General features: G+C 61.4%; 12 protein-coding genes. 11 read left to right on the top strand and 1 reads right to left on the bottom strand.

Annotated elements, in window-relative coordinates; all coding sequences use genetic code 11:
- Positions 1 to 68 precede the first annotated feature (68 nt).
- From HX811_RS17005 to HX811_RS16960, 10 genes are all read left to right on the top strand, one after another.
- Positions 69 to 1,295, top strand: coding sequence for an MFS transporter (locus HX811_RS17005; protein ID WP_177021095.1), 1,227 nt, complete (start codon positions 69 to 71; stop codon positions 1,293 to 1,295).
- Positions 1,296 to 1,363: 68 nt separating this feature from the next.
- Complete coding sequence (locus tag HX811_RS17000; protein ID WP_177046642.1) at positions 1,364 to 2,206, top strand: oxidoreductase; 843 nt, start codon at positions 1,364 to 1,366, stop codon at positions 2,204 to 2,206.
- Between the two features lie 17 nt (positions 2,207 to 2,223).
- A complete protein-coding gene (locus HX811_RS16995; RefSeq protein WP_177046640.1) occupies positions 2,224 to 3,162 on the top strand; it encodes an AraC family transcriptional regulator in 939 nt (312 codons plus the stop codon).
- Between the two features lie 181 nt (positions 3,163 to 3,343).
- Complete coding sequence (locus HX811_RS16990) at positions 3,344 to 3,856, top strand: sigma-70 family RNA polymerase sigma factor (protein WP_003217684.1); 513 nt, start codon at positions 3,344 to 3,346, stop codon at positions 3,854 to 3,856.
- Complete coding sequence (locus HX811_RS16985) at positions 3,853 to 4,806, top strand: FecR domain-containing protein (protein WP_003217682.1); 954 nt, start codon at positions 3,853 to 3,855, stop codon at positions 4,804 to 4,806. The genes HX811_RS16990 and HX811_RS16985 overlap by 4 nt, the downstream gene beginning before the upstream one ends.
- A 191-nt stretch (positions 4,807 to 4,997) precedes the next feature.
- On the top strand, positions 4,998 to 7,937 hold the full coding sequence (locus tag HX811_RS16980) for a TonB-dependent receptor (protein ID WP_177046638.1): 2,940 nt from the start codon (positions 4,998 to 5,000) through the stop codon (positions 7,935 to 7,937).
- 129 nt (positions 7,938 to 8,066) lie between these two features.
- Positions 8,067 to 9,905, top strand: coding sequence for an extracellular solute-binding protein (locus HX811_RS16975; RefSeq protein ID WP_177046679.1), 1,839 nt, complete (start codon positions 8,067 to 8,069; stop codon positions 9,903 to 9,905).
- Positions 9,892 to 10,956: a microcin C ABC transporter permease YejB gene (locus HX811_RS16970; RefSeq protein ID WP_177046636.1), complete on the top strand. Its 1,065-nt coding sequence runs from the start codon at positions 9,892 to 9,894 to the stop codon at positions 10,954 to 10,956. Before HX811_RS16975 ends, HX811_RS16970 begins: the two co-directional genes overlap by 14 nt.
- Positions 10,956 to 11,978, top strand: coding sequence for an ABC transporter permease (locus tag HX811_RS16965; protein ID WP_166742170.1), 1,023 nt, complete (start codon positions 10,956 to 10,958; stop codon positions 11,976 to 11,978). The genes HX811_RS16970 and HX811_RS16965 overlap by 1 nt, the downstream gene beginning before the upstream one ends.
- A 15-nt stretch (positions 11,979 to 11,993) precedes the next feature.
- A complete protein-coding gene (locus HX811_RS16960; protein WP_177046634.1) occupies positions 11,994 to 13,574 on the top strand; it encodes an ABC transporter ATP-binding protein in 1,581 nt (526 codons plus the stop codon).
- A gap of 6 nt (positions 13,575 to 13,580) precedes the next feature.
- Here HX811_RS16960 and gcvA read toward each other — a convergent pair whose 3' ends face one another.
- Positions 13,581 to 14,519: a transcriptional regulator GcvA gene (gcvA, locus tag HX811_RS16955; protein WP_177046632.1), complete on the bottom strand. Its 939-nt coding sequence runs from the start codon at positions 14,517 to 14,519 to the stop codon at positions 13,581 to 13,583.
- 187 nt (positions 14,520 to 14,706) lie between these two features.
- Between gcvA and HX811_RS16950 the strand changes: the two genes are divergently transcribed.
- The gene (locus tag HX811_RS16950; protein WP_177042036.1) at positions 14,707 to 15,480 is read left to right on the top strand and encodes an SDR family NAD(P)-dependent oxidoreductase; all 774 of its coding nucleotides are present in this window, start codon (positions 14,707 to 14,709) and stop codon (positions 15,478 to 15,480) included.
- Positions 15,481 to 15,501 lie beyond the last annotated feature (21 nt).

The following is a 15,501-nucleotide window of genomic DNA, read 5'->3' as shown; positions in this document are numbered from 1 at the left end:
TGATGCTTTCAGGCGTTTTCATCGGGCGATGCCTTGCCTAACGTGGCAGGCTCAACCAGGAGCGCGCCATGAAATCAACCCAACAAGCGCTGAACGCATTTGACGCCATCGTATTGTCTGTCTGCTGCGGACTGTCGGTTGCCACCGCGTACTACAACCAGGCAATGCTGCCCTTGATCGGTGCCAGCTTTACGGTGTCGCCTGCGCACACCGGCCAGGTCGCGACCGCCACACAACTTGGCTACGCGCTGGGCCTGTTGCTGTTTGTACCGCTGGGCGACCGCGTGCAACGCCGCAACCTGATCATGGCTTTGCTGGCAGGCAACATCGTCAGTTTGCTTTGGTGTGCCAGCACCGGAAGTTACAGCACGCTGTTAGTGAGCAGCGTTGCGATCGGGGTATCGGCCATCAGTGCACAAATCATTATCCCGGGCACGATGACGTGGGTGGATGCGCAGCATCGGGGCAGGGTGCTTGGCCTTATGGTCAGCGGATTGTCGGCTGGCGGGTTGCTTGCACGTACGGTCAGTGGTGCGTTGGGGCACTGGTTGGGTTGGCGAGGAATGTTCACTGCAGCGGCAGGCATGGATGTGTTGGTGCTGCTGGCGATTGCCTCGCGTATGCCGCGCAGCGAGGTTGTCATTAGCTTGCCCTACGGCGCGCTCCTGGGTTCGTTGGGAGGGCTGCTCCGGCGCTATCCGTCACTGTGGCGTTCTGCGCTGTGCGGTGGCTTGTTGTTTGGCGCACTCAATGTGTTCTGGGGTTCGATGGCAGGCTTGCTGGCGCGGCCACCGTATGGATTCAGCACCCTGCAGTCAGGATTGATAGGGCTGTCGGCCGTGGTTGGCATTGTCAGCGCTTCGACCCTGGGGCGCTGGACGCGACAGCATAGCTTGCGCCTGTCCTGCCTTGGGGCCACGCTGGTGCTGGCGGCGTTCTTGGCATTGGTGTTTGCCGCAGACGCCAAATTGATACCGCTGGTGGTACTCGCTGCCACCTGTATCGACCTGGGCAATCGTGCCAACCAGTTGGCCCATCAAACCCAGGTACTGGCCTTGCAACCGGATGCCGTCAGCCGCCTGAATACGGTATTTATGATGATTTACTTTATTGGCGGTGCCTTGGGTTCATCGTTGGGCGCTGCTGCCGCGGGGCGCTATGGCTGGCCAGGGATGGCGGCGGCCGGGGCCTTGCTGTCCATTGCGGCAGGTGTCGGCAGCGCCGCTTTTTCCAGAACTCGCCAGGGCAGCAAAGCCATTCCTCGCCAAGCAAATAGGAATAGGCAAGCCTCATAGATGATCCGGCATAGGTCGCCAGCGGTGGCTTGGCTACCATTAGCACTCAGTAACCGAGAGGAATTTCCATGAGCACTCACAAAACCCTGTTTATCACCGGCATCAGCAGCGGCTTTGGCAAGGCCCTCGCGACCGAGGCACTGGCTGCAGGCCACCGTGTCATTGGTACCGTTCGAAACGAAGCCGCGCTGCAAACGTTCGAGGCATTATCAGCGGAGCGTGCTCATGGCGTGATCCTGGATGTCACCGACTTTGAGCGGATCGACAGCGTCGTTGCCGAGATCGAGACCCGCTACGGCCCGGTGGATGTCCTGGTGAACAACGCAGGTTACGGCCATGAGGGCATTTTCGAAGAGTCGCCGCTGGAAGAAATGCGTCGTCAGTTCGACGTCAACGTGTTCGGCGCCGTTGCCGTGACCAAGGCGTTCGTGCCGTACTTCCGCCAGCGCCGCAGCGGGCACATCATCAACATCACGTCCATGGGCGGCACCATCACGATGCCGGGTATCGCCTACTACTGCGCCAGCAAGTTCGCGCTGGAAGGCATCTCCGACACCCTGAGCAAAGAACTCAAGCCATTCAACATTTTTGTCACCGCCGTGGCGCCAGGCTCATTTCGCACCGATTGGGCCGGCCGCTCGATGCAGCGTACGCCCCGCAGCATTGCCGACTACGATGCCAGCTTTGATCCGGTACGCCAGGCGCGCGAAGCGAAAAGCGGCCACCAACTGGGAGACCCGCAAAAAGCCGCGCAAGCCATGCTGCAGTTGATCGCCAGCGACAACCCACCGGCCCACCTGCTGCTCGGCAGCGATGCCATAGGCTTTGTGCGCGAAAAGCTGACGCAATCCCTGCGAGACATCGACCAATGGGAAGCACTGACACGCTCTACGGATGGCCACGCTTCGTGAAACCGCAAGAGGGGCCTATGAATCATTTTGCAGCGCGAACCCGGCGCATGGTCCAACTGATGGAGCAGTTGGCCCCCCTGGAGGGCTACAACCTGAGCGCACTGGAAGACATACGCTTCCTGCGCTCCAATCGCCCGCTGACCCGCACGCCAGTGCTCTACGAGCCTGGCATCGTCATCCTGTGCCAGGGGCGCAAGCTCGGCTATCTGGGCGACGAGGTCTACCTTTACGACGCCCAGCACTACCTGGTGGTGTCTGTGCCAGTGCCTTTCACCATGGAAACCGACGCCAGCGAAGAGGAACCGATGCTGGCGGTATACATGCGCCTGGATTTCAAACTCGCTGGCGAACTGATCCTGGAAATTGACGAAAAATCCGGTCCGACCCACGAACGTCCCAAAGGCATGTATTCCTCGCCGATGGACGAGATGTTGCGCGAGTCCACACTGCGCTTTCTCGAAGCGATGAGCCATCCGGTCGATGGCCCGATCCTCGGCCCCTCGCTGGTGCGCGAGATTTACTACCGGATCATCGCAGGTGAACAAGGAGGGTCCATGCGGGCGGCCCTTGGCAAGCAAGGCCATTTCGCAAAGGTGACCCGCGCCATTCGCAAGATACACAGCTGTTACAAGGAGCGGCTGGACGTCGAGTGCCTGGCCCAGGAGGCAAGTATGAGCGTACCCAGCTTTCATCTGCACTTTCGAACAGTCACCGACTCCTCACCCATGCAGTACCTGAAATCGACTCGTCTGCACCAGGCAAGGTTGTTGATGCTCCGCGACGACATGTCGGCCTCATCTGCGGCTTTTAACGTGGGCTATGAAAGCGCATCGCAGTTCAGCCGAGAGTTCAAGCGCTACTTCGGCCGCACACCCCATGCTGAAGTCGAATGGATGAAAGCAACCTATTCGCTGCCAGCGCCGGTGCAGCCTTCTGTCTATGTGTCTTCGCACTGACCTGACAGCCAGGGCGCTGCCCCGTATCTGATTTTTCTGCATATGCCAATTTGACAGGCTATTGTTATTTTTTATTCTTTCCTAACCTATGCTCCCCTCATGCAAAGTCCGCCTCCAGCGATGGCTTTCCATTGCTCATCAACCGCCAGGCTGAATGGCCTTTATTCGCATGGAGCATGCAATGGGTGTGAATCAGAACCCACATTTCGGTCTGATTGGGCAGATGTTCAAAAGTGACTACAGTTGGCTTTGCACGCGGGTAAGCCGGGCGATGGGTTGCGCCCATGGGGCTCAGGACATTGCATCGGAGACCTTCCTGCGGGTACTGGCATTGCCCGACCCTTCGCAAATCCGCGAGCCGCGGGCGTTGCTGACCACCATCGCGCGGCGCCTGATGTATGAGGGCTGGCGTCGCCAGGACCTGGAACGTGCCTACCTGGAAGCATTGGCCCAGGCGCCGATGATGGTGCACCCGTCGCCCGAGGAGCGTTTGCTGTTGATCGAGACGCTGCTGGAAGTCGACCGCTTGCTCGACGGTTTGTCGGCCAAGGCCAAGGCGGCGTTTTTGTATCACCAGCTGGACGGTTTGACCTATGCGCAGATCGCCGAGCGCCTGCAGGTCTCGGTCAGCCGGGTTCAGCAATACATGGCCGATGCGTTCAAGCGCTGTTACCTGGCGATGACACAGCCATGAGCCACAGCGCGCCGGATGAGGCGATCATCGACGAGGCAGCACAGTGGATGGCGTTGCTGCAATCCGGGCACGCCAGTGCTCAGGAGCACCAGGCGTTCCGTCGCTGGAGTGAGGGCGACCCACGGCGTGCCGAAATCTTCAACATGATGGGCGGCGTTCCGGCCGTGCTGAACAATGACGAACTGCGCCGCATGCCCCGCGACAGCCTGTTGCACACCCTCAACGCACCGTCGGGCCGCCGGCGCTTCTTGCGCAATACCCTGGCGCTGGTTGGCGTTGTGTCGTTTGGAAGTCTGATCACGCGGCTGTCCGACAGCTGGTTGCCGTTGGGCGCTTTGCGCACCGGTACGGGCGAGCGCCTGAACCTCACGCTGGAGGATGGCAGTGCATTGACCCTGGATGCGCGCAGCAAGGTGCTGACGCATTTTGATGCTCGGCAACGGCTGTTGCAGTTGCTCGACGGCAAGCTGCTGGTCGACGTTTTCAAGGACAGTCTCAGACCGTTTATCGTAGAGACCGAACACGGCCGCATGCGCGCCTTGGGTACGCGGTTCCTGGTACAGCAGGGCGAGGATCGAACCCAAATCACGATGCTGCATTCCCAAGTGGAAATCACCACGCGCGACGGCGCTGTGCAGGTGATCAGTGCCGGCCAGAAAGCCACGTTCAATGCCCATGGCATCCTCGACCTGGAAACCGCCAGCGGCGGCGAGGCCTCGTGGACCCAAGGCTTGCTGGAAGTGCGTGACCGCTCATTGGGTGAAGTGGTGCAAGCCCTGCGTGACTACCGGCGCGGCATCATCCGCGTCAGCCCCGAGGCGGCGAGCCTGAGGCTGAGCGGGATTTTCCCGCTGGACGACAGCCAGGGCGCCCTGCAATTGCTGGCCAAATCCTTGCCGGTGCAGATCGATTATCACAGCCCTTATTGGGTCAGTATCGAGCGCCGATAAAAATAATTTTCCCAGCCCTATAAAACCCCCGCCACTGTTGCACAACCCAATACAGGCCAGGGTGTATCTGCCTGGGAGTGTTGTTTCGGGCCGTTATAAACCCATGCTTTTTTAGCCTAACGGCCGCCTATAAAAAAAACCGATCTGTTGTTCAACCCATCAACGGCATATCAATGATGGGAACCTCAACCATGCAACTCAAACCTCTCAGTCGCGCATCTCTGGCGGCACTGTCTCTGACGATTGGCCTGACTTTGGCGGGACATGGCACGGCGGTGCTGGCACAGCCGCTGTCTGCGATATCGACCGCCCAGACTTTTGATTTTGATATCGCCAGCGGCCCCCTCGACCAAGCGCTGTTGACCCTGTCGCGCAGCAGCGGGCAGATCATTTCCTTCCAGCAAGACCTTGTGCAAGGCCTGACCAGCGCGCCGGTGCGGGGCACCTTCACCACCGAGCAAGCGCTGCGACAGGCACTGCGCGGTGCAGCCCTCGACGCCGTGCCCAGTGGCGACGGCGGTTGGACCCTGCGCCGGGCGGTCAAGCCACCTGCAGCGGCGGTCAAGGCTGCGCCCACGGCGGCGAAAGTCCCGGGCGATGTAGCGTTGGAAAAGGTCGTGGTCACGGGTTCACGCATTGCCCGTGCCCAGGTTGAAGGGCCGTCGCCGGTCACGGTCATCACCGCTGACGAAGTCACCCGCAGGGGCTACAAAAACGTCTACGACGCCATCGCCTCGCAAACCCAGAACACCGGCATGACCCAGGGCGAAGACTACGGCAACACCTTCCAGCCGGCCGCCAGTGCCCTCAACCTGCGAGGGCTGGGGCCGAACCACACGCTGGTGCTGATCAACGGCAGGCGCGTGGCCGACTACCCCACGGCGTACGACGGCGCGGTCAACTTCACCAACCTTGCGAACATCCCGGCGGTGATGATCGAGCGTATCGAGATCCTCAGCAGCGGCGCCTCGGCGGTGTATGGCTCCGACGCGATTGCCGGGGTGGTGAACATCATCCTCAAAGACAAAATCAGCGGCGTGGACGTCAATCTGCGTGGTGGCGCCGCCGAGCGTGGCGGCGGCGACAACCAGCGCCTGCAGATCAGCGGCGGCGAGACCTGGGGCGATTTTGACGGGGTATTCGGCCTGGAGCTGACCCAGCGCCAACCGATCTGGGCCAACCAGCGCGGCTTTATGAGCGACGGCCCGGCCAAGGATGTGGGCTACCGCCGTAACCTCGACAGCGGCGCCTACCTCGGCCCCGGCTGCGGTGCCTACGGCGGTATCTACAACGGCAAGCTCGGTGGCAGCAGCACCCGCTGCACCACCAACCAGTACTACAACGACTACTGGACCTTGCAGGCGCAAAAGGAAAACTATGACGGCTACACGCGCGGCACCTGGCACTTCAGCGACACCGGCAAAGTGTTCGCCGACTTGATGTTTGGCTTTGATCACACGCAGAACAACACGCGCGGCCCAAGCTTCACCTCGCCGGACTTTATCAACCGCAACACCGGCAACCTGGAGCGCTGGTCACGCAACTTTTCCAGCGAGGAAATCGGTGGCAAGACCAGCAACAACAGCAAATGGCGCGAAGTGTCCTGGACCGGCACCCTGGGCCTGGAAGACAAGTTCACCAACAGTGACTGGGGTTATCAGATTGCGGCGAACCGCTCCGAGTACACCAGCGACCGCACCACCCGCTACACGCCTTTGAGCGGCATCCGCGATTACTACCTCGGGCCGCAACTGGGCACGCAGGACGGGCACCCGGTCTTCGCGCCAGACCCTTCGCGGCTGGACCAGCCGCTGACTCCGGAGCAGTGGGATCAGTTTCGCGGCAACCTGGTGCAGAAGAGTAAATCGGTTTCCCAAACCTTCAGCGCCAACATTAACGGCGACCTGTTCGAGCTGCCCGCCGGGCCGGTGGGCTTTGCCGGTGTGACCGAAGTGGGGCGGCAATCCTACAGCGTCGATGTCGACGACCAACTCAATGACGGCACGTTTTACAACACCACGCCGGCCTCCAATTCAGGCGGTTCGCGTGACCGCTACGCCGCGGGTGGCGAGCTGAGCATTCCCGTCACCGACACCTTGCTCGCCTCGGCGGCCGGGCGCTGGGACCAATACAAATTCAGTGGCCGCACCGAGCAACAAAAAACCTACAACCTGGGCCTGGAATGGCGCCCGGTGACCAGCCTGCTGTTTCGTGGCAGCTACGGCACCAGCTTTCGCGCACCCGACCTCAACTACCTCTACCAGGCCGCGACCAATGGCTACACGCCTGACCAGATCGACTATTACGGTTGCAGCAAGGGCGTAGAAGGGGCGTGTGACCGGGGCCGCGTGGATTACACCCAGACCGGTAATTCGGACCTCGCCTCCGAGCGTGGCAAGTCCTGGACGTACGGCTTTGTCTGGTCGCCCTCGCATCAGTTTGATTTCTCCGCCGACTTCTGGCGCGTCGAAATCAAGGACCTGTTGACCACCGTCGACATCAACCGCTTGCTGCAACAGGAAAACCAGTGCCGCAACGGCCAGCTTGATGCGACCACTTGCGCCGACGTCCTGGCACGCATCCAGCGCAATGCCAGCACGGCGGCAGTGGACCCGAACGTGCTGCAACGGGTGCAGGTCAATGCGATCAACGCCGCCAGCGAGCGGGTCAGCGGCCTGGACCTCAAGAGTAATATTCGCTGGGGCGCAGGCCAGTACGGCGCGTTCAGTTCGGCGATTGGCTACAGCCTGGTGCTGTCCCACTACCTCAAGGAGTCGGACGATGCGCAAACCCAGAACCTGCGCTCCAGCACCGACAACCACGACTGGCGCAGCAAGGTCAACGCGAGCCTGACCTGGGACTACCAGCACCTCACCACCACGCTGACCGGCATTCGCTACGGCAGCGTGACCAATGGCGCCGGCGATGGGCGCCTGTCGCCCTGGACGACCTTCAACGCCAGCGCCCGTTACCAGGTGAACGAGCAGGCGAGTGTCGGCCTGACCGTCAACAACCTGCTCAATCAGGTCAAGCACGATGACTCCGCCGGCTGGCCGTATTACCCCAGCGGCAACTACGACCCCTATGGCCGCCAGGTCTGGCTGGACGTGAGTTACCACTTCGGCAAGTAGCGCATAAGCACATGCGCTAACGGTCTAACCGGTGCTCTATAAAAACCCTGGCGTCGACGCACAACCCTGCATAAGTGAGCCTTCAGTGTTTTTGGAAAAGGAGTTGAGTTTGTGAGCCTGTTTCGCTTCATGGTGTGGGCACTGCTGGCGGGGCTTTGGGCGCCGTCACTGCTCGCTCAACCGACGCACGCTTTGACGGTATACGGCGAAGCGCCCAAGTACCCGGCCAACTTCAAACACCTGGATTACGTCAACCCGAACGCGCCCAAGGGCGGCAGTTTTCGTCGTTCGTCGATGGAAGGCGGGGCGTTTGATCACCTGATCCCGTATGTCGACAAAGGCACCGGCATCACCCAGATCCAGGGTTGGCTCTACAGCCCGTTGGCGTACCGTTCGCAGGATGAGCCGTACACCGTGTACGGGTTAGTCGCGCAAGGCATGGAGCTGGCAGATGACCATTCATGGCTGCGTTTCTACCTCAATCCCAAGGCGCGTTTTGCCGATGGCACGCCCATCACCGCGCAGGACGTGGCCTACACCTTCAAGCTGTTCACCACCGAAGGCAGCCTGGCGTATCGCCAAAGCTTTGCCGATGTGGACCAGGTGCTGGTGGAATCGCCGACCCAAGTGCGGTTCACCTTCAAAAGCGCCGACAATCGCACCTTGCCTCTGGACCTCGCTTCACTGCCGGTGCTGCCGGAACATTGGTGGCAGGGGCGCAATTTCGCCAGCGGCGGCGGCTTTGAACCGCCGGTGGGCAGCGGCCCGTACCGTATCAGCAGCGTGGACAACGGCCGCAGTGTCACCTTCGAACGGGTCAAGGACTGGTGGGGGCGAGACCTGCCGGTGACGCAGGGGCAGTACAACTTCGACACCCTGCGGCTTGAATTTTTTGCCGACGGCGACGTGTCGCGCCAGATCCTGCAAGCCCAGGGTTACGACTTCAATCGCGAATTTTCCGCCACCAGTTATTCGGTGGGCTACGACGGCGAGGCTTTGCGCGACGGTCGTCTGCAACGTGAACAACTGGCACCGAATGCCGTGCAGGGCACCCAGGGCTTTGTGTTCAACCTGCAAAAACCGCAGTTCCAGGACCGCCGCGTGCGCGAGGCGCTGAGCCTGTTGTGGGATTTCGACTGGAGCAACCGGCAGATGATGCACAGCCTGTACCTGCGCCAGCGCAGCTTCTTTTCCCGCAGCGCATTGGCGGCCACCCAGCTGCCGGATGCCCAGGAACTGGCCATTCTGGAACCCTGGCGCGGGCAAGTGCCGGAAGAGGTGTTCACCCAGGTCTACCAGCCGCCGCGCACCGATGGCAGCGGGCGCATTCGGCCGCAGCAGGCGCAAGCGCTGAAGTTACTGGCCGAGGCGGGCTGGACCCCGCGCGGCGACCAGTTGGTTAACGCCGAGGGCACGCCGTTGCAGTTCACCTTCCTGAATGCCCAGAAAGGCTTCGAGCGTTTGCTGCTGCCCTACAAACGCAACCTGGCGCAGATCGGCATCGGCTTCACGATCCGCATGATCGACTCGGCCCAATACGCCAACCGCGTGCGCGCACGGGACTACGACATGATCGTCAACGGGTACCCGGTCAGCCCATCGCCGGGCCGCGAGCTGACCAACTACTTCGGTTCCGAGAGTGCCGATGACCCTGGCTCCAACAATTACATGGCACTGCGCAACCCGGCGGTGGACGCCTTGATCGATGGCCTTGTCCGCGCCAACGACCGCCCGACCATGGTGCGCTACGCCCATGCCCTCGACCGCGTGTTGCAGTGGGGCTTCTACTGGATTCCCAACTATTACCCGCCGGGCTCGTCCTCGCTGTGGTGGAACCGTTTTGGTCGGCCCCGCACAGCGCCGCTCAATGACGTGGGCATCGACACCTGGTGGGAAGTGAGCCCGACACCGCTGACCACCCCACAGATGCGTCAACTGACTGAGGCTTCCCAACATGCTGGCCTATAGCGCGCGCCGTTTATTGCTGATCGTGCCGACGCTGGTGTGCATCCTGCTGGTCAACTTTTTTATCGTGCAAGCCGCCCCGGGTGGCCCGGTTGAGCAAGCCATCGCGCGCTTGCAAGGCATCGGCAGCCAAGCGTCGGTGGCCGGCACACGGGTGGAAACCGGCAGCACTGAATCGCGCACAACTCGTGGCCTGGACCCCGCGCTGGTGGCCGATATCGAGCGCCAATACGGCTTCGACAAGCCCCTGGGCGCACGCCTTTGGTTGATGCTCAGCAGCTACGCGCGGCTGGATTTTGGCGATAGCTTCTTCCGCGGCGCCAAGGTCACCGACCTGATCCTGCAAAAACTGCCGGTGACTTTGTCCCTGGGCTTCTGGGCCACGCTGATCAGCTACCTGGTGTCGATCCCGCTGGGCATTCGCAAGGCCGTGCGCCATGGCAGCCGCTTCGATGTGTGGAGCAGTGCGGCGGTCATTATCGGCCACGCCATGCCGGCGTTCCTGTTCGCCTTGCTGCTGATCGTGGTATTCGGCGGCGGTAGCCTGTTGAACTGGTTTCCGGTGCGCGGCCTGGTCTCGGAGAACTTTGCCAGCCTGTCATGGGCGGGCAAGGTCGTGGACTACTTCTGGCACCTTGTCTTGCCGGTATCGGCGCTGGTGATTGGCGGCTTTGCCACACTGACCATTCTCACCAAAAACAGCTTCCTCGACGAGATCAGCCGCCAGTACGTAGTGACCGCGCGGGCCAAGGGTTTCAGCGAAAAACAGGTGCTGTACAAACACGTGTTTCGCAACGCCATGCTGCTGATCGTGGTTGGCCTGCCCCAGGCGCTCACCGCGATGTTGTTCGGCGGCTCGTTGCTGATTGAAGTGATTTTCTCCCTCGACGGCCTCGGTCGCCTGAGCTACGAAGCGGCAGTGGCACGGGACTATCCCGTGGTCTTCGGCACGCTGTTAATCTTTACCCTGGTCGGGTTGGTCATCAAGTTGCTGGGCGACCTGTGCTACCGCCTGCTGGACCCCCGGCTGGATTTTTCCGCGAGGTCGCACTGATGCCGGTTTTTACTCCGATCACCCGTCGCCGCTGGCTGCACTTCAAGCGCAATCGCCGCGGCTGGTGGTCGCTGTGGATGTTCCTGGCGCTGTTCGCCGTATGTCTGGGTGCCGAACTGCTGGCCAACGACAAGCCACTGGTGATGGCGTACCAGGGCTCATTGTATTTCCCGGCCTTCGAGCGCTACACCGAGCAGGATTTTGGCGGCACGTTGCCGTTTCAGCCGGATTACCGTGACCCTTACGTGCATGAACTGATTGAAGGGCAGGGCGGCTGGATGCTGTTTGCGCCTATTCCGTTCAGCTACGACACGGTCAACTACGACCTCACGACCCCTTCGCCGGCGCCGCCCAGCGCGAGCAACTGGCTGGGCACCGATGATCAAGCCCGGGATGTATTGGCGCGGGTGATTTTCGGCACCCGGGTATCGCTGCTATTTGCCTTGGCACTGACCGTGGTCAGCACTTTGATCGGGGTCGCCGCCGGCGCGCTGCAAGGCTATTACGCCGGTTGGGTCGACCTGTTGGGGCAGCGCCTGATCGAGATCTGGTCGGGGCTACCGGTCCTGTACTTGCTGATCATCTTGTCCGGGTTTGTCGAACCGGGTTTCTGGTGGCTGCTGGGGATCATGGCGCTGTTTTCCTGGCTGACCCTGGTGGATGTGGTGCGCGCCGAGTTCCTGCGCGGGCGCAACCTGGAGTACGTGAAGGCCGCGCGAGCCCTGGGTGTGGGCGATGTTCAGGTGATGTTGCGGCACATTCTGCCCAACGCGCTGACTGCCACCTTGACCTACTTGCCGTTCATTTTGACCGGGGCCATTTCGACCCTCACCGCCCTGGATTTTCTTGGCTTCGGCATGCCCACGGGCAGTGCGTCCCTGGGTGAGTTGATCGGCCAGGGAAAAAACAACCTGCAAGCCCCGTGGCTGGCGCTGACCGCGTTTTTTACGTTGGCGTTGATCCTGTCCCTGTTGGTGTTTATCGGCGAAGCCTGCCGCGACGCCTTCGACCCCCGATCCTGATAAGCGAGCTGTGCCGTGACTGACGCGTTGATTGAAATTCGTAACCTGAAAGTGGCGTTCGACGGGCACAAAGCGGTGCGTGGCATCGACCTGGATATTCACCCGGGCGAGTGCCTGGCTCTGGTGGGCGAGTCGGGCTCCGGTAAATCGGTGACCGCCCACTCGATCCTGCAATTGCTGCCGCCCCACACCACGCGTACCCAGGGCAGTATTCGCTACCAGGGCGAAGAGCTGCTCGGCGCGCGGCCGGAGCGTTTAAGGCAGATTCGCGGCGATCGCATCGCGATGATCTTTCAGGAGCCGATGACCTCGCTCAACCCGCTGTACAGCGTGGAACGGCAGCTGTCCGAAACCCTGCTGCTGCACAAAGGCCTGGGCGGTGCGGCGGCGCGTGAGCGCGTGTTGGAGTTGCTCGAACTGGTGGGCATCCAGCAGCCGCGCCAGCGCCTTGCGGCGTACCCGCATCAGCTCTCCGGCGGGCAGCGCCAGCGGGTGATGATCGCCATGGCCCTGGCTTGCGAACCGCTGCTGTTGATCGCCGACGAGCCCACCACGGCCCTGGACGTGACCGTGCAGCGACGCATTCTTGCGCTGCTAAAAGACCTGCAGCAACGCCTGGGCATGGCGCTGCTGCTGATCAGCCACGACCTCAACGTGGTGCGCAGCATCGCCCAGCGCGTGGCGGTGATGCGCGCCGGCCAGATCGTCGAACAGGCCGACTGCCAGGCACTGTTTGCCGCGCCGCAGCACGCCTACAGCCGGCAGTTGCTCGAGGCCGAGCCCGATGGCAGGGCGGTGGTACGTGAGACGGCGGACAACCTGCTGGAAGTGGACAACCTCAAGGTCTGGTTCCCGCAAGGCGGCCTGCTGCGGCGCAAACCGCCGATCAAGGCGGTGGACGGCATCGACCTGCGCCTGCAACGTGGCAAAACCTTGGGCATTGTTGGCGAATCCGGCTCGGGCAAATCCACCCTTGGCCAGGCGATCCTGCGGTTGATCGACGCCCAAGGCAGCATTCGCTTCCAGGGCCAGGCCCTCGACGCACTCAAAGGCAAGGCCCTGCGTCCGTGGCGGCGCAAACTACAGGTGGTGTTTCAAGACCCGTTCGGCAGCCTCAGTCCGCGCATGAGCGTGCAGCAAATCATCGAAGAAGGCCTGCGCGTACACACGGACCTCAATGCTTGCGCGCGCGAAGCTCAAGTGATTGCCGTGTTGCGCGACGTCGGACTCGACCCCGATACGCGCCATCGCTTCCCCCACGAATTCTCCGGCGGCCAGCGCCAACGCATCGCGATCGCCCGCGCACTGGTGATCAAGCCGGATTTGATATTGCTCGACGAACCCACCTCAGCCCTCGACCGCACCGTGCAAAAGCAGGTGGTGAGCTTGCTGCGCAGGTTGCAGGAGGAGCATGGGCTGACGTACTTGTTCATCAGCCACGACCTGGCGGTGGTAAGGGCGTTGGCTCACGACTTGATCGTGGTGAAGGATGGCGTGGTCGTGGAGGCGGGGAGTACCGAGCAATTGTTCGACGCACCGGAGCATGCCTATACGCGGGATTTGCTGGTAGCGTCGTCGTTGAGGAATCGCGAGTAGTACAGCCTAGTGGGCGCTGATCTCACGCTTTACCGTCTGCTGTGCTTCTGCCAACAACCAGTCCCGAAATGTCGCCAACTTGGGCAAGCTCGCACACTCAGGTCGATAAACGACGTAGTAGGCCAGCTCCGATGCAACACTGATGTCTGGAAACAACCGCACCAACCGTCCGCTTGCCAGGTCGTCGTGGGCCATGACGCTGCGTGCAAGTGCGACGCCGTGCCCCTCAACCGCAGCCTGCAACACGGCGGCAGAATTGTTGATTTGCATGCCTCGCAGGGAGAGGGTGTCCTTCGATCCGGCTTTCTGCATCCAGGTTTCCCAGCTCGGAAAACCGCTATGGCTATCCATCGAAAGGTCGTGAATCAACGTCTCCTGTGCCAGGTCACTGGTTTTTTGCAAACGCGAATGCTCGCGCAACAGTTGTGGCGAGCACACCGGATACACCTCTTCGTCCATCAGCTTCTCGGCGGTCAGCCCTGGCCAACGCCCCGTGCCATAACGCACGCCGATATCGATCCGCTGGGCGACGAAATCCACCGGTTTAAGGTTGGTATCCAGACGCACGTCTGTTTCGGGGCACACCGCCTGAAAGCGGTCGATGCGAGGCAACAGCCATTTGGCGGCAAAAGCCGGGCTGACGGCCACGGTCAGTACGCCGCTGATCGAGCCTTCGCTAAGTCGTTCCATCCCCAACGCCAGCCTGTCGAAACCTGCCCGGATGTCTGGCAATGCACGCTCAGCCGCCTCAGTAGGTACAAGCCGTGCCCGACCGCTGCTACCGCGCACAAACAGCGGGCTACCCAGCCAGTCTTCCAGCGTACGGACCAACTGACCGACAGCGGCGGGTGTGACATTGAGTTCGACCGCCGCCGAAGAAAAGCTCTGATGGCGGGCGCTGGCCTCGAAAGCACGCAGGGCGTTGAGATGGACGGGCGATTTCATATCGATAAAGTTTTTCTTTCTGGGGCTGACACTTTATCTCGTTTGTCTGCGGGCCGGAAGAGGAGAAAAATCGCCTCCATGCCGACTGTTGATCTGTTTGATGGCTGAGCGCATAGGCCATTGGAAACAATAGTTTTTCTTCCATTCAAGTCCTGCCTGGCGGCGGGCGCACAGAGAGATTTTCAAGATGAGCAATCAATTCAAGGGCAAGAAGCTGTTGGTCGTCGGTGGCACCAGCGGCATGGGCCTGCAGACGGCGCGCACCGTACTGGCCGAGGGCGGCAGCGTAGTCATCGTGGGCAACCGCCCGGAAAAAACCGAAGCAGCCCGCCGGGAATTGGCTGAACTGGGCCAGGTATGGGCACTGACCGCCGACCTGGCCAACGACGCCGCCGTCGCTTCGCTGATCAAAACCCTGGACGAACAGCATTCGGATATCGACCTGCTGGTCAACGCCGCTGGCGTGTTCTTCCCCAAGCCATTCCTGGAGCATTCGGAAGCCGATTACGCCCAGTACATGTCGATCAACAAAGCGACCTTCTTCATCACGCAAAAGGTTGCCGCCAACCTGGTCGCCAAGAACCGCCCGGGCGCGATCGTGAACATTGGTTCGATGTGGGGCAAGCAGGCGATCGCGGCCACACCGTCGTCGGCCTACTCGATGGCCAAGGCGGGCCTGCACTCGCTGACCCAGCACCTGGCGATGGAACTGGGCAGCAAGAACATCCGTGTTAACGCGGTGTCGCCTGCCGTGGTGCAGACCCCTATCTACGAAGGCTTCATTCCAAAAGCCGAAGTGCACAGTGCGCTGCAAGGCTTCAACAGCTTCCACCCGATTGGCCGTGTGGGCACGCCTCAGGATGTCGCCGAAGTGGTTGCCTTCCTCCTCTCGGACAAGGCGGGCTGGGTTACTGGCGCCGTCTGGGACGTCGATGGCGGTGTCATGGCTGGCCGTAACTGACCTGCGCCGCTGACGCACTGA

Source organism: Pseudomonas sp. F8002, from assembly GCF_013385495.1.
GTDB lineage: Bacteria > Pseudomonadota > Gammaproteobacteria > Pseudomonadales > Pseudomonadaceae > Aquipseudomonas.
Note: the sequence above shows the minus strand (reverse complement) of the source record. Positions and strands in the feature narration are given on the sequence as shown.

Bases quoted from the DNA above. Each gene is read 5' to 3' on its own strand.
- HX811_RS16975 (WP_177046679.1), top strand. From the start codon at position 8,067: ATGGTGTGGGCACTGCTGGCGGGGCTTTGGGCGCCGTCACTGCTCGCT.
- HX811_RS16970 (WP_177046636.1), top strand. From the start codon at position 9,892: ATGCTGGCCTATAGCGCGCGCCGTTTATTGCTGATCGTGCCGACGCTG.
- gcvA (WP_177046632.1), bottom strand. From the start codon at position 14,519: ATGAAATCGCCCGTCCATCTCAACGCCCTGCGTGCTTTCGAGGCCAGC.
- HX811_RS16980 (WP_177046638.1), top strand. From the start codon at position 4,998: ATGCAACTCAAACCTCTCAGTCGCGCATCTCTGGCGGCACTGTCTCTG.
- HX811_RS16995 (WP_177046640.1), top strand. From the start codon at position 2,224: ATGAATCATTTTGCAGCGCGAACCCGGCGCATGGTCCAACTGATGGAG.
- HX811_RS16965 (WP_166742170.1), top strand. From the start codon at position 10,956: ATGCCGGTTTTTACTCCGATCACCCGTCGCCGCTGGCTGCACTTCAAG.
- HX811_RS16985 (WP_003217682.1), top strand. From the start codon at position 3,853: ATGAGCCACAGCGCGCCGGATGAGGCGATCATCGACGAGGCAGCACAG.
- HX811_RS16950 (WP_177042036.1), top strand. From the start codon at position 14,707: ATGAGCAATCAATTCAAGGGCAAGAAGCTGTTGGTCGTCGGTGGCACC.
- HX811_RS17005 (WP_177021095.1), top strand. From the start codon at position 69: ATGAAATCAACCCAACAAGCGCTGAACGCATTTGACGCCATCGTATTG.
- HX811_RS16990 (WP_003217684.1), top strand. From the start codon at position 3,344: ATGGGTGTGAATCAGAACCCACATTTCGGTCTGATTGGGCAGATGTTC.
- HX811_RS17000 (WP_177046642.1), top strand. From the start codon at position 1,364: ATGAGCACTCACAAAACCCTGTTTATCACCGGCATCAGCAGCGGCTTT.